The 18881-nt window shown below is 31.9% G+C and carries 25 protein-coding genes; 5 read left to right on the forward strand and 20 right to left on the reverse strand.

Annotated elements, in window-relative coordinates:
* Position 1 precedes the first annotated feature (1 nt).
* The 4 genes from XO08_RS06285 to XO08_RS06295 form a co-directional block, all read right to left on the reverse strand.
* Positions 2-1048, reverse strand: a complete 1047-nt coding sequence (locus XO08_RS06285; protein WP_232218170.1) for a YfbR-like 5'-deoxynucleotidase — start codon at positions 1046-1048, stop codon at positions 2-4.
* A gap of 29 nt (positions 1049-1077) precedes the next feature.
* Positions 1078-1413, reverse strand: a complete 336-nt coding sequence (locus tag XO08_RS09455; protein ID WP_250636767.1) for a ThiF family adenylyltransferase — start codon at positions 1411-1413, stop codon at positions 1078-1080.
* Between the two features lie 26 nt (positions 1414-1439).
* Positions 1440-1730 (reverse strand): ThiF family adenylyltransferase, encoded by a 291-nt coding sequence (locus XO08_RS09460; protein WP_250636768.1) that lies wholly within the window; start codon positions 1728-1730, stop codon positions 1440-1442.
* A gap of 63 nt (positions 1731-1793) precedes the next feature.
* Positions 1794-2012, reverse strand: coding sequence for a hypothetical protein (locus XO08_RS06295; protein WP_077287690.1), 219 nt, complete (start codon positions 2010-2012; stop codon positions 1794-1796).
* Positions 2013-2072: 60 nt separating this feature from the next.
* Here XO08_RS06295 and XO08_RS06300 point away from each other — a divergent pair, with 60 nt between their 5' ends.
* From XO08_RS06300 to fliE, 5 genes are read left to right on the forward strand one after another with little or no spacing between them, the layout of a single operon-like run.
* The gene (locus tag XO08_RS06300; RefSeq protein ID WP_077287692.1) at positions 2073-2762 is read left to right on the forward strand and encodes a metallophosphoesterase family protein; all 690 of its coding nucleotides are present in this window, start codon (positions 2073-2075) and stop codon (positions 2760-2762) included.
* Positions 2759-3592, forward strand: coding sequence for a DMT family transporter (locus XO08_RS06305; RefSeq protein ID WP_075666165.1), 834 nt, complete (start codon positions 2759-2761; stop codon positions 3590-3592). The genes XO08_RS06300 and XO08_RS06305 overlap by 4 nt, the downstream gene beginning before the upstream one ends.
* 25 nt (positions 3593-3617) lie before the next feature.
* A complete protein-coding gene (gene flgB, locus XO08_RS06310) occupies positions 3618-4001 on the forward strand; it encodes a flagellar basal body rod protein FlgB (RefSeq protein ID WP_075666166.1) in 384 nt (127 codons plus the stop codon).
* A gap of 11 nt (positions 4002-4012) precedes the next feature.
* Positions 4013-4426, forward strand: coding sequence for a flagellar basal body rod protein FlgC (flgC, locus tag XO08_RS06315; protein WP_075666167.1), 414 nt, complete (start codon positions 4013-4015; stop codon positions 4424-4426).
* A gap of 5 nt (positions 4427-4431) precedes the next feature.
* The gene (gene fliE / locus XO08_RS06320; RefSeq protein ID WP_075666168.1) at positions 4432-4719 is read left to right on the forward strand and encodes a flagellar hook-basal body complex protein FliE; all 288 of its coding nucleotides are present in this window, start codon (positions 4432-4434) and stop codon (positions 4717-4719) included.
* Positions 4720-4750: 31 nt separating this feature from the next.
* Here the strand turns inward: fliE and XO08_RS06325 are convergent, their stop codons facing one another.
* The 16 genes from XO08_RS06325 to XO08_RS06400 all read right to left on the reverse strand — a co-directional run bounded on the left by XO08_RS06325 (position 4751) and on the right by XO08_RS06400 (position 18881).
* Positions 4751-5179 (reverse strand): Hsp20/alpha crystallin family protein, encoded by a 429-nt coding sequence (locus XO08_RS06325; RefSeq protein WP_075666169.1) that lies wholly within the window; start codon positions 5177-5179, stop codon positions 4751-4753.
* A 16-nt stretch (positions 5180-5195) separates the two neighbouring features.
* Positions 5196-6986 (reverse strand): molecular chaperone DnaK, encoded by a 1791-nt coding sequence (gene dnaK / locus XO08_RS06330; RefSeq protein WP_077287694.1) that lies wholly within the window; start codon positions 6984-6986, stop codon positions 5196-5198.
* Positions 6987-7135: 149 nt separating this feature from the next.
* Positions 7136-7468, reverse strand: a complete 333-nt coding sequence (locus XO08_RS06335) for a YbjQ family protein (RefSeq protein WP_075666171.1) — start codon at positions 7466-7468, stop codon at positions 7136-7138.
* Between the two features lie 14 nt (positions 7469-7482).
* Positions 7483-8682, reverse strand: coding sequence for an esterase EstD (gene estD, locus XO08_RS06340; RefSeq protein ID WP_077287696.1), 1200 nt, complete (start codon positions 8680-8682; stop codon positions 7483-7485).
* 2 nt (positions 8683-8684) lie between these two features.
* Complete coding sequence (locus XO08_RS06345; protein WP_077287698.1) at positions 8685-9428, reverse strand: ABC transporter permease subunit; 744 nt, start codon at positions 9426-9428, stop codon at positions 8685-8687.
* Positions 9425-10237: an ABC transporter ATP-binding protein gene (locus tag XO08_RS06350; protein WP_088368930.1), complete on the reverse strand. Its 813-nt coding sequence runs from the start codon at positions 10235-10237 to the stop codon at positions 9425-9427. Before XO08_RS06350 ends, XO08_RS06345 begins: the two co-directional genes overlap by 4 nt.
* Positions 10188-10556, reverse strand: a complete 369-nt coding sequence (locus XO08_RS06355) for a GntR family transcriptional regulator (RefSeq protein WP_075666174.1) — start codon at positions 10554-10556, stop codon at positions 10188-10190. Before XO08_RS06355 ends, XO08_RS06350 begins: the two co-directional genes overlap by 50 nt.
* Before the next feature lie 107 nt (positions 10557-10663).
* A complete protein-coding gene (locus XO08_RS06360) occupies positions 10664-11866 on the reverse strand; it encodes an acetyl-CoA C-acetyltransferase (RefSeq protein WP_075666175.1) in 1203 nt (400 codons plus the stop codon).
* A gap of 19 nt (positions 11867-11885) precedes the next feature.
* Entirely contained in the window at positions 11886-12530 is a 645-nt protein-coding gene (locus XO08_RS06365; RefSeq protein ID WP_075666176.1) for a 3-oxoacid CoA-transferase subunit B, read from the reverse strand.
* Positions 12527-13177 (reverse strand): CoA transferase subunit A, encoded by a 651-nt coding sequence (locus XO08_RS06370; RefSeq protein ID WP_075666177.1) that lies wholly within the window; start codon positions 13175-13177, stop codon positions 12527-12529. Before XO08_RS06370 ends, XO08_RS06365 begins: the two co-directional genes overlap by 4 nt.
* 143 nt (positions 13178-13320) lie before the next feature.
* Positions 13321-14697 (reverse strand): NADPH-dependent glutamate synthase, encoded by a 1377-nt coding sequence (gene gltA, locus XO08_RS06375; RefSeq protein WP_075666178.1) that lies wholly within the window; start codon positions 14695-14697, stop codon positions 13321-13323.
* On the reverse strand, positions 14688-15524 hold the full coding sequence (locus XO08_RS06380) for a sulfide/dihydroorotate dehydrogenase-like FAD/NAD-binding protein (protein ID WP_075666179.1): 837 nt from the start codon (positions 15522-15524) through the stop codon (positions 14688-14690). The genes gltA and XO08_RS06380 overlap by 10 nt, the downstream gene beginning before the upstream one ends.
* A 13-nt stretch (positions 15525-15537) precedes the next feature.
* Positions 15538-16365, reverse strand: a complete 828-nt coding sequence (locus tag XO08_RS06385; protein ID WP_075666180.1) for a carbohydrate kinase family protein — start codon at positions 16363-16365, stop codon at positions 15538-15540.
* On the reverse strand, positions 16343-17272 hold the full coding sequence (locus tag XO08_RS06390) for an ROK family protein (RefSeq protein ID WP_075666181.1): 930 nt from the start codon (positions 17270-17272) through the stop codon (positions 16343-16345). Before XO08_RS06390 ends, XO08_RS06385 begins: the two co-directional genes overlap by 23 nt.
* The gene (locus XO08_RS06395; protein ID WP_075666182.1) at positions 17269-18030 is read right to left on the reverse strand and encodes a radical SAM protein; all 762 of its coding nucleotides are present in this window, start codon (positions 18028-18030) and stop codon (positions 17269-17271) included. Before XO08_RS06395 ends, XO08_RS06390 begins: the two co-directional genes overlap by 4 nt.
* Positions 18024-18881, reverse strand: coding sequence for a radical SAM protein (locus XO08_RS06400; RefSeq protein WP_077287701.1), 858 nt, complete (start codon positions 18879-18881; stop codon positions 18024-18026). Before XO08_RS06400 ends, XO08_RS06395 begins: the two co-directional genes overlap by 7 nt.

Consider the following 18881-nt stretch of genomic DNA (forward strand, 5'->3'; position numbering starts at 1 on the left):
CTTAGAAGACAATGTCTTCTATTTCATCAATCCATTCTCCTAAATCTAATTTTTCAAATGTTTTCAAATGTTTTTTTAGATCGAAAAATACGTTTCTAAATGTTATTTCTTTGTTACCTGAAAATATTTCAAGTGAGCATTCTAATAAAGCGGCAAAATAATCTGCAATTCTAACTATTTGACCTTCAAAGGTAGAAAAAGGATCCGAAACCATATTTTCGTACTTTTTCAAATATGAAATTTTTGGATTTTCCTTTAACCATTCATTAAACATTTCTTTTTCTACCATGGATACCAACATGTCTAATTCTTTTGTTTTTTTCTTGGTTGGAGTTATAACATCTCCAGTAAAAGCTTCTGGTAAGTCGTGTAATAGTGCTCTTTTTATTATGTTTTCAACACTATCTTTTTCAAGATTTAACAGTTTTGCTATTATAAATGAAATTGCCACAACAATGAAAGAATGTCCTGCAACGGTTGTTTTTATATTTCTATATATCCTATTCCACCTTACCATGGATACCATATTCAGTGCAATTGAAAAAAATATTTTTGGTATATCATCTGGGAAGTTATTATTATATTTATTAAGTTTTTCTTCAAGTTCAAGAATGGGTTTTTTAAAATCAAAAACTTTATCATTTACTTTTGCTTCAAAAAAACTTGTGTAAATATCTGCAAATTTATCAATTGGTTCAAATTTTTCGTCTGTAAGGTTATCTAGTTGGTCTTTTTCTACTATGTTGTATAGATCTTTGAATGCTTTGTCTCTTACTTTTTCCCAGACATCTGGAGAAAGTCTTTCTACGCGCTCTTTAAGTTCAAGTGAAACATCTGAAAGTACAAGTTTGGGTAGTATTCTACTCATTCTCCATTTTACCGCTTTTTCGATTTCCATATTGTAGTATTCTCTTAAGGCAAAGGAAATTAAAAGAGTTGAATAAGCATTGTCAGCTTCGGAAAATTTTACAACTGCTGGCTTGTTATTCCATCTTTGTATTGTAAATAAATTTCCCATCATAAATATTAATTTACCGATTCCCAACATTCTCCCTCCTTTGAAAATATTTTAACACATTAAATTCTTATTGTTTCAAAGTAATTGTCTTGAAGATCAAAAAAAAGTAATTTGTTTACGAGTGCATCTTCAAGATTTCCAGATAAAATTTTTATTGCTTCCAAAACTTGAAATGATGCAGTAATTAAAACAGCAGGTGGAAATACTTGGGGTGTTGTTGGAAAAACATATCCCTTTAATATATTTAATAAGGACTTTGTAACATTTGGTAAGATTACTGTTATTTGTCCAAAAAATCTTTCTACAGCACCGTGTATTAGAGGAATATTTAATTTGTGTGATAAATCATCCAGTATAAGTCTTCCTTCTATATTATCTAGACAGTCAAATATCAAATCAACTTTTTTGGAAAAGTTTTTTGTTATTTTTGAGCGAAGATTTCAACGTTGCAGTTTGGATTAATCCTTTTCAATTTTTCTTTTGCGATTATAACTTTTTGTTTGTTTACGTCGAAATAATCAAATAGTATTTGACGATTTAAATCTGGTGGATCTATACTTTTTGGATCGTATACAACGATGTTTTTAAAACCGAGTCTAACTAGCAATTCCAAATTGGTTAAACCTAACCCACCTGCACCTGCAACCAAAATTTTTTTACTTAATATGTTTTTATCAATTAGTTTTTCATGTCTTGAAATTAATTTTTTCATAATATTATCCCCCTCCAACTGGTATTAATATTATTAGTTCTCCGTCTTCTATGCTTTCTTTGTTTAGGATATTTCAGCATTATTTAGGATTATAACAGATACTTTAGTTTTTATTTTATCGTTTAATAGTAAGAAAGTTTTTTCATTTTCTATCAAAAACGATATTTTCTTATGTGTTTTTTGGCTAATTTGTTTTGAAATTTCATCGAGTGTACCAAAATTTACTTCAATTGTATTTACTCCAATTATATTTCTGGCAGCTTCTGAAAATTTTATTTTCATACTTTCGCTCCTTATTTGATATATTCCTGTTAATATTATATAATTTTTCTGGTGATTTATATGATAGTTGTTTTTAGTGATATCCATGGTTGTTTTGAGCAATTTAAAAGGTTAGTTAATTATATTGAAAGAGTTTACAGTGATATAAAGTATATATTCTTGGGCGATTTTATTGATAGAGGTAATGATTCTAAGAAAGTTGTGGACTTGGTTTTAGAGATAAAAAATAAAGTGGTACTTTTGGGTAATCATGAAGAAATGATGTTAAGATACATGCAAGGGAAACCGTCTAGTTGGCTTTCTCAAAACAATGGTGGGTTAAAGACATTGAAATCTTTTGGCAAAAAACTAAACAATTATATTCCTTTTTTCCAGGAACTTAGTTTTATACACTTTGAAAAGATAAAAGATTTTAATTTTGTATTCTCTCATGCAAATATATCAATGTCATTTCCGCTAAGAGAAGCCTTAAGTTTTAAAGGAAATTTTTGGAAATTTTTAGAAGAATATAATGTACCTTTAAAGGGGAGCAATATATGGTATAGAGTACCAGAATATATAGATGGATATGTAGTTGTGCACGGTCATACCCCCGTAAATGAACCTGTTGTTTTGAAGAAGGATGGAAAAATTTATGATATTAACATAGATACAGGATGTGTTTATGGTGGTAATTTGACGGCTATGATTATTGAAGAAAATATAACGTTTATTAACGATGATCTTAAATATTTGGAGGGGAGAATATGAAAGTTGTTGCAATAATAAATTTATTGATTGTAACTTTGATTTGGGGATTAACTTTTCCCATACAAAAGATGATTTTACCAAATATTTCTCCTTTTGCGTATAATGCGATTCGATTTTGGATTGCGACTTTACTTTCGTATTTTATTTTTGGAAGAGGGAATAAATACGGTATAATTTTAGGTGTTGTGTTAGGAATATCATATGCAACTCAAACTTGGGGACTTTCAATAACTACATCTTCAAAAAGTGGATTTATTACCGCATTTTACATAATGCTTATTCCGGTGTTTTCGTTTTACATAGAAAAAAAGAAACCATCAAAAATTCAAGTCTTCTCATTTTTGATTGCTATTGTTGGTGAATATCTTCTTTCTGGAGGTATTAATAGTATAAATATTGGTGATATTCTTACGTTTTTCTGTGCTATTTTTTATGCTTTACATGTTGTTTTAGTAACGCACTATTCCAAAAAGTCTAATGAAAAGGATTTGTTAACTTCTCAGTTTTTTATGGTAGCTTTGCTAAATACTTTATTTGGAATAAAAGGTACTTGGAATTTTAGTTTAAATGTTTTATCTGTTGCCTTGTTTACTGCGGTATTTGCCACTATATATGCGTTGATTGCACAAGCAAAATACCAAAAAATTGTAGGAAGCAATACAGCTGCATTAATTTTTGTGGGTGAGCCGATTTTTACAACGCTTTTTTCCATTTTACTTTTATCTGAGAGACTTTCGCTAATGCAAGTATTTGGGATGATTTTGACTTTGTTGGCTTTGATTTTGGCTATAATTCCCAAGAAATTTTTAGGATTTTTAAGAGAGATGTAGAATGATTAGAATGAGGAGGGGAAAGATGTTTAATACGAATTTTCATACATTAAAGATTGCAATGGATGTAGCTTTAAAAAGGCAAGAAATACATTCACAAAATATTGCAAATGCGGAAACTCCAAATTATAAAAGAAAATATATAGCATTTGAAGAATTATTAAGTGAATCGAAGATGAAGTTAAAATTAAGAACTACTTCTGCTAATCATATAAGTAATATTAAGGAAAGCATAAATCCTATCTTAAAGACACAGGAAAACACCTCCTTAACTAATGATAAGAATAACGTAGATATTGATGTCGAAATGGCTGAGATGGTTAAAAATGCTTTAAAGTATCAAACACTTTCTAGACTAATGAGTGCAAACATTGAAAGGTATAACACAGTTGTAAGAAATATTAGATAAGGAGGATTTGTATGAACGAATTTAATATAATGACAATTGCTGCAACAGGTATGTCAGCTCAAAGATTGAGAATAGATGTTATTACAAATAATCTTGCAAATTCTGAAACTACACGTACAAAAAATGGGGAACCGTACAGAAGAAAGGTTCCGGTCTTTCAAGAATTGGTTAGGAATATTAAAGGTAGGGTGGAAAATGGAGGAGTTATTGTTAAAGAAATATATGAAGATCAATCTCCTTTTAGAATAGTTTACGATCCTGCTCATCCGGATGCTGATGAAAATGGTTATGTGAAATTACCAAATGTTAATGTAGTAAGGGAAATGGTTGATATGATAAATGCTCAACGTGCGTATGAGGCAAATGTTACTGCTTTTAATACCACTAAAGCGATGATTAATAGTGCGCTCCAAATTGGGAGGTGATTTGAATGATAGATAAGGTAAATGGAATAGGAAATTATGGGAATTTAAAACCAAATTCTTTGAAAAAGCAAAATAGTGATTTTACAAGTATATTGAATGATGCTATAAAAAGTGTTAATCAACAGCAAAAAAAGGCAGAACAAATGGCAGACGATTTTGCCACAGGGAAGATAAGTAATATACACGAGGTAATTGTGGAAGCTGAAAAGGCATCAATTTCACTTAGGCTTACTGTTGAGGTAAGAAATAAGATAGTAGATGCGTATAAAGAGATAATGAGGATGCAATTTTAAAAAAGGCTTCGGGAATTCCCGAAGCCTTTTTTTATTCTACCTTTATATCTATAATTTTCTTTTCTTTTTCTACTTTTTTAGGAAGTTCAATTTTTAAAACACCATCGTTAAATTTAGCGCTTATTTTTTCTACATCTACATAATCTGGTAATACAAATGCTCTTTCAAATTGACCTTCGACTCTTTCGATAACTCTGTAGTTCTTGTTTTTATCTTCTCTGTTAAATTTTCTTTCTCCCTTTATTATTAAGGCTCCATCTTCTATTGTTATTTTTACATCATCCTTTTTCATTCCAGGAAGTTCTGCCTCAATTACAACTTCATTTTCCGTTTCATATATGTCCACTTTTGGGAAGTGAATTCTGGAACTTCTTGAAGGTTCCATGAAATCTTCAAATAATCTATCAATTTCCCTTTGAAGTTCTACAAATGGATCAAAGTAACCTCTTCTTGCTAACATAGTTTCACCTCCTTTTTTATTTACTATTTTCTGATTGTTGATTACCATTTTGTTTGTATATATATTCACCTATTTTGTTTTTCTCCCTATCAAGCTCGTCAAACAACATTTTTATTCTTGGTATATCGTTTTTGTTTATAGCATCTCTTAAGTCTTTTACTAAGTTTTCAAGTTTTTGTTTTTCGTCTTGAGGAATCTTATCACCATATTCCTTTAGGGATTTTTCTATGTAGTATGCAAGGTCGTCTGCTTTGTTCTTTAATTCCACTTCTTCTCTTCTTCTTTTATCTTGTTCTTCGAATTTCTTTGCATCCTCTATTATCTTGTTAATATCATTTTCAGAAAGTTTATGTCTTCCAGAGACAACCATAGATTGTTCTTTTCCAGTTCCTAAATCTTTTGCAGAGACATGTACTATACCGTCGCTGTCAATGTCAAAAGTAACTTCAATTTGAGGGACTCCTCTGGGAGCAGGTGGAATTCCAACTAATCTAAAGCTACCAAGCAATATATTATCCGCTGCAATTGGTCTTTCACCTTGATATACTCTAACTTCTACCTCGGTTTGACCATCTTCTGCTGTTGTAAATACTTTACTCTTCTTAATTGGTATTGTTGAATTTCTAGGAATAATTGGCTCAAATAATCCGCCTTTTACTTCAATTCCCAATGTTAATGGAGTGACATCTACTAGGACAATGTCTTTACCTTGTGCACCTTCTTCTCCAGCTAATATTGCCGCTTGAATAGCTGCTCCAACTGCAACAGCTTCATCGGGGTTTACTCCTTTATTCGGTTCTTTTCCAAAAATTTCTTTGATAAAGTTTTGTACCATAGGTACTCTTGTCATTCCGCCAACCAATATTATTTCATCAATATCTTCTGGTCTAAGTTTTGCGTCTGATAAAGCTTGTTCTATAGGTTTTCTCGTCATTTCTACTAGATCTCTAGTAAGAGATTCAAACATCGAACGTGTTAGTCTCATTTCAAGATGCAACGGACCTTCTGCGGTAGCTGTTATGTAAGGAAGACTTATATCTGTTTCTAACTTACTTGAAAGTTCAATTTTTGCTTTTTCAGCTGCATCTCTTAACCTTTGTAATGCTTGTTTGTCTTCTCTAAGGTCAACACCATGTTGTTTTTTGAATTCTTCAGCTAACCAGTCAATTATTTTTTGATCAAAGTCGTCTCCTCCAAGATGGTTATTACCAGATGTTGCGATTACTTGAATAACTCCATCCCCTATTTCAAGGATCGAAACGTCAAATGTACCTCCACCTAAGTCGTATACCAAAACTTTTTCTTCTTTTCCTTTTTTGTCGAGACCATACGCAAGTGCAGCGGCTGTAGGTTCGTTTATTATTCTTAAGACTTCAAACCCAGCTATTTTTCCAGCGTCTTTTGTTGCTTGCCTTTGTGCATCGTTAAAATATGCAGGACATGTGATTACCGCTTTTTTTATTTCGCCACCCAAATATTCTTCAGCATCTCTTTTTAACTTTTTTAATACAAATGCACTAATCTCTTGTGGGGTGTATTCCTTGTCGTTGATTTTTACTTTGTAATCTGTTCCCATTTTCCTTTTAATTGATTTTATAGTCCTATCAGAATTCAAGATTAATTGTCTTTTGGCAGGTTCGCCAACCAATATTTCACCCGATTTACTAAAAGCGACTATTGATGGTGTAGTTCTTGTACCTTCAGCATTTGGAATAACCTCAACATTTGAATCTGGTTTCATCCATGCGATTACACTATTTGTTGTTCCCAAGTCTATACCTACAACGTATTCTTTCTTATTTGCCATTTTTCCACCTCCCAGTTTATATTATATGATATTAGCACTCTATTGTCAAGAGTGATAACACAAAATTCTAAAAAACAGGAAGGCTCATGAATAAACGCCTTCCTGTGTGTTAATTTATTGTTTACTTAAAATTATAGCAAACGTAATTTTTAATTGTTATTGTTGGTTGGGGATAATTTCACTGCTGTGCCATATGCTAATATTTCTGCGGCACCGCTCATTACTGCGGCGCTGGAAAATCTTATTGATACTATTGCATCGGCTCCTAGCTTTTCTGCTTCGTCGATCATCCTTTCTATTGCTTTGTTTCTTGCTTCAGTCATCATTTCTGTATAGGATTTGATTTCACCGCCGGCCAAGGTTTTAAATGCTGCGGCTATATCTTTTCCTAGGTGTTTGGAATGTACTATGTTTCCCATAACGACTCCCAATATTTTTGTTATTTTGTACCCTGGAACTTTTTCCGTGGTAGATATTAACATAATGTTCTCCTCCTTTAATTTTTTATGAATTTTATAATTTCATCAATAACTTTTGCATCAACATGATTTTCGATTAAGTATGCATTTGGTGTTTTTTCACCTGGTATAAATAAATGAGTTAATCCATTAAAGAGTATAATTTTGGTATTGTTAGTTAAGTGTTCTTTGAATATGTTGTAGTCTTTTAAAGTTACTTGATAATCATTTTTTCCAAAAAGTATTAAAGTTTTCACCTTTCCTAAGTATTTTAATGGGTTGTAGCTTCGTAAATCATACCAATATTTTGCTTTTGCGCCTAATACAAATTCGTCATTTGGTATTTTATTTTCTTTAAGCTCTTGTAGTTTCTGTAATACTTCATTATTTGTATTTTGTAGAAACTTTAGTTGATCAGCTATTACATCTTCTAAATTTCTTGCAGGTGGGGCAAGTAATATTAATCCTGAAATATTATCATTTATTGTTGCAATGTATGGGGCTACATATGCACCAAGGCTATGTCCAAGTAGATATATCTCTTTGTAGTTATAATCCTTGAGTAATTTTATTGCTTTTAGAACATCGTTTATTATTTCTTCTTTAATTGTTATATTTTCATTTGCTTGATACAAAGTTCTTTTGTTATATCTTAATACTGCTATATTGTTACTTGACAAGGCATATGCTATATCTTTAAATATTTTGTTTGGTCCAATTGTTTCGTCCATATCTTGTGGCCCTGAACCATGTATTAAAATTACCGCGTATTTTGTGTGCTCTTTTGGAATTGTTAATTTTCCTGGAAGATCACCAACTTTTACGTCTTTTTCCACAAATTTATCACTTTTAACGTACTGTGGTATTTTATATTCTACATTTTGCGCAGGAGAGAAAAACAAGCCATCGATTTTTCCTTCTTTGTTTAGAGTGATAGATATATTTAAATTGCTTTTTTTAAACTTAGATGTGAATATGAAGACTTTATATGGTGGTTTTTCTATTATTTGCAATTTTACTATCTTTTCAAATTTTCCGTATGTTGATGTTATTTGCTGCCATATTTTTTTTATTTTTTCTATTGGAAGATGTTGTTTCATTATATTGGATGATAGATTGTACGCCACTTTGTAGTTTTCATTTACAAGTGCATAAAAATAATTGTAAGCTATTTTTTCAAAATTTGATGAAAATAAAAAAGTTGAGAAGATTACAATAGAAATTATCCATCTTTTCATTTTTACACCTCCTTATTTTCAAATAAGTAATACGAAAAGGATAAAAGTATTGTTCCAATTAAAATTAGTGATGTTGAATATGTAAAGTCTATTGTGGATTCTTTAAAAATTTTGTAGCCAAGAATATATTTATAGGTGTTAAGAAAACTTATGGGTCTTAAAAATCCGAGGGTAGTTGAAATACCTAGTATTGCAAAAGAAGTTAGCAAGGGTTTAACTTGATCGTTAAAAATCACAGAGAACATAAAAGATATGGAATACCAGAAAAATGCACCGATAAAAGAATGTATGAAAAATTTTGTAGTTGTCTCAAAAGAAAGTGTTTTATTTGTGATTATGGAGTAAATATATGGAATGTAAGATAGAACAAAGATTTCTATAGAAAGTACAATAAAGCTGACGATAAACTTGTTGTAAAATATGTTTTTTCTTGATTTTCTTACAAGTAAAAATGAGATTGTTTCATTTTCAAATTCCCTTGAAAATAGTGGAAATGAAAGTATTATACCAATTATAGGAATTATTTGTCCAAAATTTTTCCCAAACCACTGTGATAATATGTAAAAATCCCAATTTTTGAGTTTTTCAACAAAATTATTTCCTACGAATCTTTGTATGACCTCTGAGTTTTTGTTTAGAAGATCTATCACAAAATTTTGAAATGGTGCAATAGAAAAAAAGAGTATTAACATTACAACAAAGGTGAGAATACTTCTAGTTTTCATATCTATCCATTCTTTTTTCATAACTTTTCCCCCTTTACAAGAGCCTCAAATATTATTTCGAAAGTTGCGGATTTTATATTCCCTTTTGCATTTTCTTTCTTGCAAAGGATTATTTTTTCATTTCCTGTTTTTTTGTATAAAAGTCCTTCGATATTTTCGTTAGTAACACATAAAACATATTTTTCTTTGATGTTATCCATGTAATCGTATTCGACAATTTTTCCATTGGACATAATTGCAATTTTGTCTGCAATTTTTTCTACTTCGGAGAGTATGTGACTTGTTAAAAATACAGTTTTTTCTTCAAATGATAGTTTTCTAATGATTTCGATTACTTTTTTTTGCATTAGAGGGTCAAGCCCCCATGTGGGTTCGTCAAAAAAGTATATATCGACGTTTTCAGATAGTACAATTGCAAGATATAACAATGTTGTCATTCCATGTGATAATGTTGCAATTTTTTCATTGAGCGGAAGTTGAAATTCATTGACAAAATCCAATGATTTTTCCAATGAAAAGTTTGAAGAAAGTTCTTTGGTTATTTCCAATATTTTTTTTACTGTTAAATATTTATATAATTCTTTTTTTTCGGGAAGATATGTATATGTTCCATTGAGTATGATTTCTCCTTTGTCTTTTTTCCTTAAGTTTAATATGCACTTTAAGGTTGTTGTTTTACCAGCACCGTTGGGACCTAAAAGTGCAAATATTTCGCCTTTGTTTACTTCAAATGAGATATTATCTACCGCTTTTTTTGAACCATATGCTTTTTTTAAATTTTTAACTTTTATCAAGGAAATCACCCCCTCTAATAAATTCACAAATTTCATTTATTGAAATTCCTGCTTTTAGGCATTTTTTTACAATTTCAGATAGTTCTTGTAGTATTTCCATATTGAATTTTTCCAAAGAATCCTTTATTACTATATATCCTTCACCGCGAACTGCTTTAATAACATTTTCGTTGGCTAATTCTCTGTATGCTCTTGCTACAGTGTTTAAATTTACATTTAGATCATTAGCTAATTTCCTTATAGAAGGAAGAAAATCACCGTTTTTTAATCTACCCTTTAAGATTTCAAGCTTTATATTTTCAACAATTTGTTTATATACAGGGATGTGAGATGAAAAATTTATACTAAACCACATATTACACCTCCTACACTGTAATATTATAATATTACAGTATGCATAAGTCAAATAAAAAAATCCAAGTAATCCTTAAAGATTACTTGGATTTATACGATTTTTGAGTGTTACTGTAAATTTTCAATTATAACGGCAGTGCCCATACCTCCACCGATACATAATGTGGCAAGTCCATATCTTAAATTTCTCTTTTTCATTTCGTATAGTAGCGTTACTATTATTCTGTTTCCACTTGCACCTATTGGATGACCAAGAGCTATTGCGCCACCATTTACATTTGTTCTCTCGAGTATCCAGTCTTTACTTACACCAAATTTTTCGCTCCACAATTTTATTACCGCAAGACTTTGTGCTGCAAATGCTTCGTTTAACTCTATTAGTTCTATATCTTCCATCTTTAAATTTGCTTTTTTGAGTACTTTTTCCGTTGCGGGGACAGGGCCAAGTCCCATTTCCATTGGATCCACTCCTGCTTGTGCCCATGCTATTATTCTTGCAAGTGGCTTTAAATTGTTCTTTTCAACATATTTTTCAGATGCAAGTACTATAGCACTTCCTCCATCGTTTATACCGCTTGCATTTCCCGCGGTTATCGTGCCGTCTTTTTTAAAAGCTGGTCTTAACTTTGAAAGTTTTTCAAGTGTTACGTCAAGCCTTGGATGTTCATCTGTATCAAAAATTTTAGTTTCTTTTTTTGTGATTATCTCTACTGGAACAATTTCGTCTTTGAATTTTTCTTCCTCTATTGCTTTTTTGGTCTTCATTTGACTTTCATATGCAAACTTATCCTGTTCTTCTCTTGAAATTTGGTATTTTTCCGCTAAATGTTCTGCGGTAAGTCCCATGTGTATGTTGTTAAAAACATCGGTAAGTCCATCAATTATCATGTGATCTATTACTTCAAAATTTCCAAACTTTACCCCATATCGTGCTTTTGAGGGGAGTAAATAAGGAGAAGCAGACATGTTTTCAATACCCGCAGCAAGAACAAGATCAGCCTCTTTGGAAATGATATCAACTGCTCCTATCATAACAGCTTTCATGCCGCTGCCACAAAGCATATTGACGGTATACCCAGGTTTTTCCTTTGGAATACCTGCATATATCCCCACTTGCCTACCAGGTCCCATACCTTGTCCTGCAGTAAGAATAGAACCAACGATAGTTTCGTCAAAATCTTCTTTTGGAACGTTTGCCTGTTCAATAGCCGCCTTAGCAGCTATTGCCCCAAGCTTTGGTGCAGGTATATCTTTTAAACTCCCCGCAAATGTACCTATCGCTGTTCTTTTTAGTCCTAGTATGTATACCATTATATCCCTCCTAGTTGGATTAAAATGTTTTTATTTCTTTGTTAATAATTAGATTTGCATCTGTTAATTTAAGTACCTCATCAATTGTAGTTTCTTCGGAAATTTCTTTTAATACTAATCCTTCATTTGTAGGTTCAATTACGGCAAGTTCTGTGACTATTAAATCTACACGTCTAACCGAAGTTAAAGGTAATGTGCATTTTTTAACAATTTTTGGTTTTCCCTTTGCAGTATGGGTCATTGCGACTATAACTTTTTTTGCACCTGTGACTAAATCCATAGCGCCACCCATACCAGGAATCATTTTGTTTGGAATCATCCAATTTGCAAGGTGTCCTTCTTCGTCTACTTGTAGGCCACCGAGTACAGTAATATCTAAATGTCCTCCACGGATTATTCCAAAGGAAAAGGCGCTATCAAAGGTCATTGCACCGGGCAATGCTGTAACATAACTTCCACCTGCATTTGTCAAATCTTTGTTTTCAAGACCTACATTTGGAGCAGGTCCCATACCGATAATACCATTTTCGCTTTGAAAAAACACGTGAATATTTTTTGGAATGTAATTTGCCACTAGAGTGGGTAATCCTATTCCAAGATTTACCAATTGCCCATCTTTCAATTCCTTGGCTACTCGTATTGCAATTTTTTCTTTTATATTCATTTTTCCACCCCCACAATGTAATCGACGATTACTCCTGGAATTTTTATTTCATTTGGGGCGAGTGAACCTGTGGGGACTGTTTCTTCTACTTCTACTATTACCATTTTGGCGGCAAGTGCCATTAGTGGATTGAAATTTTCTGCGGTAAGATTAAATACTAAATTCCCCATGTAGTCTGACTTTTTAGCTTTAATAATGGATATGTCTGCGTGTAATGGGAGTTCTAAAAGGTATTTTTTTCCATCAATTTCTAATAGTTTTTTTCCGTTTTCTACCACGGTTCCTACTCCAGTAGGTGTTAGTATTCCTCCCAATCCTACCCCAGCAGCACGGATTCTTTCGGCTAGTGTTCCTTGTGGAACTAATTCAACTTCTAAGCTTCCTTCTATCATTTGTTTTTGAGTTTCTGGATTTGTTCCAATGTGTGAAACTATTACTTTTTTACATAACTTATTTTTTATTAATTTACCTATTCCTTTGTCTTCAAATGCCGTATCGTTTGCTATAACAGTGAGACTTGAGATCTTATTTTTTACTATTTCGTCAATAATTTTTTCTGGAGTACCTACTCCAAGGAACCCACCAATCATTAAAGTAGCTCCTTCGTATATTAGTGTCTTGATTTCTGATATATCTATTACTTTCAAAAAATCTCCCCCCTTTTTTGTAAAAATGTTTCAAAGAAATTATAACGTTTTTCTAAAAATTATTCAAAAAGGAAAAGAGCAGAAAATTTAAGGTTTTTTGGTTATAAAACCTAATAAAAAAAAACTCCAGGATTTCCTGGAGTTTAATCATTTAAGAATTCTTTAATTTTTTTTGCTGCTTTTTTTCCTGCGCCCATTGCAAGTATTACAGTTGCCGAACCTGTTACAATATCTCCGCCAGCGAAGACTTTTGGAATACTTGTTTGTCCATACTCGTTTGTTTGTATGTATCCCCATTTGTTTAACTTTAAACCTTCAAATTTTGAAAGCAAAAGTTTGTTTGGGTTTGTTCCTATAGCTTCAATTGCAATTTCTGTAGGAATAATGAATTCACTATTTTCTATTGGAATAGGTTTTCTTCTACCACTTTTATCTGGTTGACCTAACTTCATTTTTACACACTTTATGCCAATTAAGTTTCCTTCTTTGTCACCAATATAGCTAATAGGTTGTGTGAGTAGTTGGAATTTCACACCTTCTTCCTTAGCGTGGTGGATCTCTGCTTTTCTTGCAGGCATTTCTCCTTCGCTTCTTCTGTAGATTATAGTAACATTTGCTCCGAGTCTTAAAGCACTTCTTGCTGCATCCATTGCAGTATTTCCTCCCCCAATTACCACAACATTTTTACCAATTTTTACTGGAGTGTCATATTCTGGGAATTTATACGCCTTCATTAAGTTTATTCTTGTTAAAAATTCATTTGCAGAATAAACACCGTTTAATTCTGTGCCTTCTATATTCATAAATTTTGGTGTACCGGCACCAACACCAATAAAAATTGCATCATATTTTTCTAATAATTCTTGCGGTTCAATCGCATTTCCCACGGGAATATTTAAGAGTATGTTTACTCCTAGTTCTTTCAAAAAATCAACTTCTTTTTTTACTATTGATTTTGGTAAACGAAATTCTGGAATTCCGTATATTAGAACACCACCAGGCTCTGAGAATGTTTCATATACATCAACCAAAAATCCTGATTTTGCAAGTTCAGATGCAGCAGTAAGTCCAGAAGGTCCAGCTCCTATTATTGCTATTTTCTTAGTTAATTTTTTTTCAATTTTTATCTCATCTTTTATATTGTTTTTAGATGCCCAATCGGCAACAAATCTTTCTAACGATCCAATAGCTATGGGTTTTCCCATTTTATTTAATACACAGGCACCTTCGCATTGTACTTCTTGTGGACACACCCTTCCGCAAATTGCAGGAAGAGCGTTGTATTTTTTCAATATTTTGTATGATTCTTGGAATTTTTCATTTGCAATTTGTTTTATAAATCCAGGAATGTCAATGCCGACGGGACACCCTTTTACACATGTAGGGATTTTGCATTGTAAACATCGTTTTGCTTCTATTATTGCTAAATTTTCAGTATACCCCAATGAAACTTCAGAGAAGTCTTTTGCACGTTCTTTTGGATTTCTTTCGATAGGGTTTACTCTATCTTTTAAAGCCATGTTGGTTCCCCCACAATCTTTAAGTAATTTTCTAAAGCCTTCTTTTCTTCTGCTTTATATTGTGAAAGTCTTGTTAAGAAACTGTTCCAGTCAACATCTCTGCCATCAAATTCGGGACCGTCAACGCAAGTGTATTTTAATGTATCTTTTATTCTAACACGACATCCACCACACATTCCAGTTCCGTCAACCATTATGGCGTTTAATGAAACAAAAATTTTTAAATTGTGTTGTTTGGCAACCTCAGAACAAGCTTTCATCATTAAAGCGGGACCTATAGCCCATACAACATCGTATTTTTCTTCCTTTATCAACTTTTCCATTAATTGGTTAGGAAATAACTTTTCGCCTTTACTTCCATCATTAGTTGCAAAATATAAGTTTTCTGAATCTTTGAATTCATCTTCCAAAATTATAGATTCTTTGTTTCTTGCAGCTAAAATTGTATCTACCTTATTACCGACATTTATTAATGCATCAACGATTGGTGCAATTGCTGCAATTCCTACGCCACCACCAATTACCAATACTCTTCCATAACGTTTTATTTCACTTGGAGTTCCTAGAGGTCCTACAACATCCTTTATATAATCATTTTCTTTTAGTTTGCAAAGTTCATACGTGCTCTTACCAACTGCCTTTACTATTACTCTGAACATATTGCCTTTAGTTTTAGAGATAGTTAAAGGAATTCTTTCGCCACCTTCGTGAATTCTAAAGATAACAAATTGTCCAGGTTTGGCTTTTTTTGAAATTATTGGGTTTTCTATCCAGAAAAGATGTACACCATATGCCAATTTTTCCTTTTTTACTATGTTATTTAACAATAAAAGCCCTCCTTTAAATAGTAGATTTATGACTTTGGATTTTTTTTGCTGCAAATGATATGGAAAAGTTCAATATTTTTTCGATGTCCCATTTTTTTATATATCCATACAAATAAGCTGCAGAAACAGCGTCTCCAGCGCCTGTGGTGTTTACTACTTTTACTTTTTTTGCCTTTTTTTGTATCATTTGCTTTTTGTTAGCGTATAAAACACCATCTTTTCCCATCTTTAAGATAACGTTATTTGTGTATTTTAAAAGATGTTGTATATTGTCTTTTAGAGTTTGTTTTTTTGATATTTGTTGTATTTCTTGAAGATTCAAAGATACCATTTCAGGTTTGAATTTTTTAATAATTTCAAATTGGCTAGTTTCTGAAAGTTCTACAAATGAAATTTTTGAATTTTTAAGTGCTCTAATAAGGGTGTTTTCTGGAATACCTGTTTGGATAAATGAAAGTTCCATTTTTTCCGGAATTTGGTCTTCTGATAAAAATTTATTTGCTCCAAGGTTGTGAAATATTGTGTTATTTCCATTTTTATCTATTATTATACTGGTAACAGCAGTAGATGTGTTTGCAATTTTTGGAGTAAATAGTAATATATTTTCAAGTGAATTTTTAATGAATTTTCCAAAGATATCATTTCCAATACATGAGATAAGCCTTACCTTTAGACCGAGTTTTGATAAATTTACTGCAACATTTGTAGCTTTTCCGCCTGTGGAAAGAACGGTAAAATTTGAAATGTTGTTGTTTTCTAATTTAATAGAGTCTACGTAGTAAAGTATATCTAGATTTGTTTTTCCTATACATACAATATCAACTTTCTCTTTGTAAAACAATGGAAGCAGCCCCCAATATACCAGCATTTTCGACTAAAGGACTTTGAATAATTTCATATGTGTTTTTAAAAGAAGGCATTACAAGTTCATCTACCCTTTTCTTAAGTGGATTAAAGAGAATATCTCCTGCTCTTGATACACCGCCTCCGATAATTATAACTTCCGGGTTGAATATGTGGATGAAACTTGTAATACCTATTGCAAGTGCTTCTACAACTTCATCTTTAATCATATTAGCCAATCTGTCATTTTGTTTTGCTAAATCAAATATGGATTTAGCGGTAATTTCGTTATCTTTAAATATCAGTGAATCTGGGTATTTCTTTTTCCGTTCCTGTGCCATTCTTACTATCGCAGTAGCTGATGCATAGGCTTCAAGACAACCATAGTTGCCACAACCACATAAAGGACCGTTTGGATTTATTATTACATGTCCTAATTCTGTGCCGATACCGTTATTTCCAGTAATTAATTTGTTGTGAGATATAACTCCTCCTCCTACACCCGTTCCAAGTGTTAATGCCACAATGTGTTTTTTTCCTTTTCCAGCTCCAAACCATTTTTCACCTAAGACAAAAGAATTTGCATCATTTTCTATGTAGACTTTTTTATTTAATAATTTTGAAAGTTCTGGTCCAAGCTCAAAGTTATGCCAATCTGGGAAGTTTGGTGAAAACCTCACAATTCCATTATCTTTATCAATTGAACCAGGAGAACCAATTCCAACAGCGTGAAAATCACCATTTGATAATTCCAAAATTGCATCTGCAATCCTTTTGACTACGGTTTCTCCGCCAAGATGTACTTTGGTTTCTATTGATGATTTTTTTAAAATTTTTCCTGATTTTGTATCTACTAATCCGATTTTCACATATGTTCCACCAAGATCAACACCTATGATTTTCATTTTGTGGCCTCCTTTGCAAGGTAAAGTGAGCAACATCCTTTATAGTCATAGATTTTGCTTGCAGAATTTACAAAAATATCAGGAGAGATGTTGTTTAAAAGTACTTCTCTATATTTTCCATGTGGATGCATGCATCCAAGCACGACGGTTTTAAAATGTTTTTGTGCCATATCAAAAACCATTTTTACATCATTTATAGCAGGTGGCTTACAGTTTTCAAATTCGGTTTTTTTCGTTGGAATGAATATGTTTAATACTATAGAATCGAAATATTCTTTTAACATTTCCAAACTTTTTATTTCATGAGTTATTTTCCCACAGAAAATCCCGATTGTTATATGTGGTATCTTTTGTGCCTTTAATGGTAAAACAGAGTTTAGTATTTCTTCTGGGGATCTAGAGAGCTTGTATATATCTTTCATTACATCTTTATCTGAGAAAAAATCGAAACTTATGACATCCGCGATTTCGTCTATTTCAAATGGAGGATTTTTGGGAAAGCCTATGTGAAAATTGTAAATTAAATTATACTTTTCTTTTAGATCTTTTAATTTTTTGATATAACCTTTAAAGGGTATGGTACCATCAAACATCATTCCACCACTTATTAGAAATGATTTATATCGTTTTGTGTATCTTTCCATATCATCTATGTGTGTCATACTTTTAATATAAACTCCTCCACAATGTTTACAGTTTATAGGACAGGATTTTGTAACAGATATGGGTAAAGTTCCAGAAGGATTTACTATTACCACTTAAAATTCACCGCCTTAGTAGTTAATTTTTCTTTTTCATCAGTTTGTATCCATCCTTTTAATCCTAGAAGTTCCATGTATTCCACTGCTTCTGTGTATTCTGATTTTGTAATTTTTCTGCCAATAAGTGGATCGTTTTTTGCTCCAAAATGTGGAATGTACTGTGACATTAGAGAAACAGGTATTCTTGGATCAAGTTCCAATACAAATCTTAAGGCTTTGAAGTGTCCAGATACATTGTTTGGTAGTACAAGTATTCTAATTATAAGTCCTTTATCTTTAATAAAAGGACCTACTTGCCTGTACATTTCTTTTATTGCAACTTGCGCAATTTCCCAATAATTGTCAACTTTTGAGTAAATTTTACCATACATAGAGTTTGTATATCGAATGTCGGCAAGGTATATATCTACATAACCTTCAAGCATCTTTAAAGTTTCTACATTTTCATAACTTGATGTATTATACACAACTGGTAATTTGAATCCTTTTGATTTTGCGATATTCAATGCTTCTATTATTTGTGGTACATATTGAGTTGCTGTAACTAGATCCAATGTATGTGCACCACTTTCTTGTAGCTTTAAGAATGCATCTGAAAGTTTTTCAATTGATATTTCTTTACCAATACCTTTTTGTGAAAAACCCATATTCTGACAGTATACACATTTCATTGGACAGCCTGAAAAAAATACAATTCCCGCCCCGTTTTTTCCGGAAATAGGTGGTTCTTCACCTTTGTGAAGCAATATATTTGCGATCTTAATTTTGAAGTCTGTTCCACAAATTCCCCGTTTTTCATATCTATTTATCATGCATTTTCTTGGGCATAATGTACATCTTTTTAGCAT

It is taken from the genome of Thermosipho sp. 1074 (assembly GCF_001999655.1).
Taxonomy (GTDB): Bacteria; Thermotogota; Thermotogae; order Thermotogales; family Fervidobacteriaceae; genus Thermosipho; species Thermosipho affectus.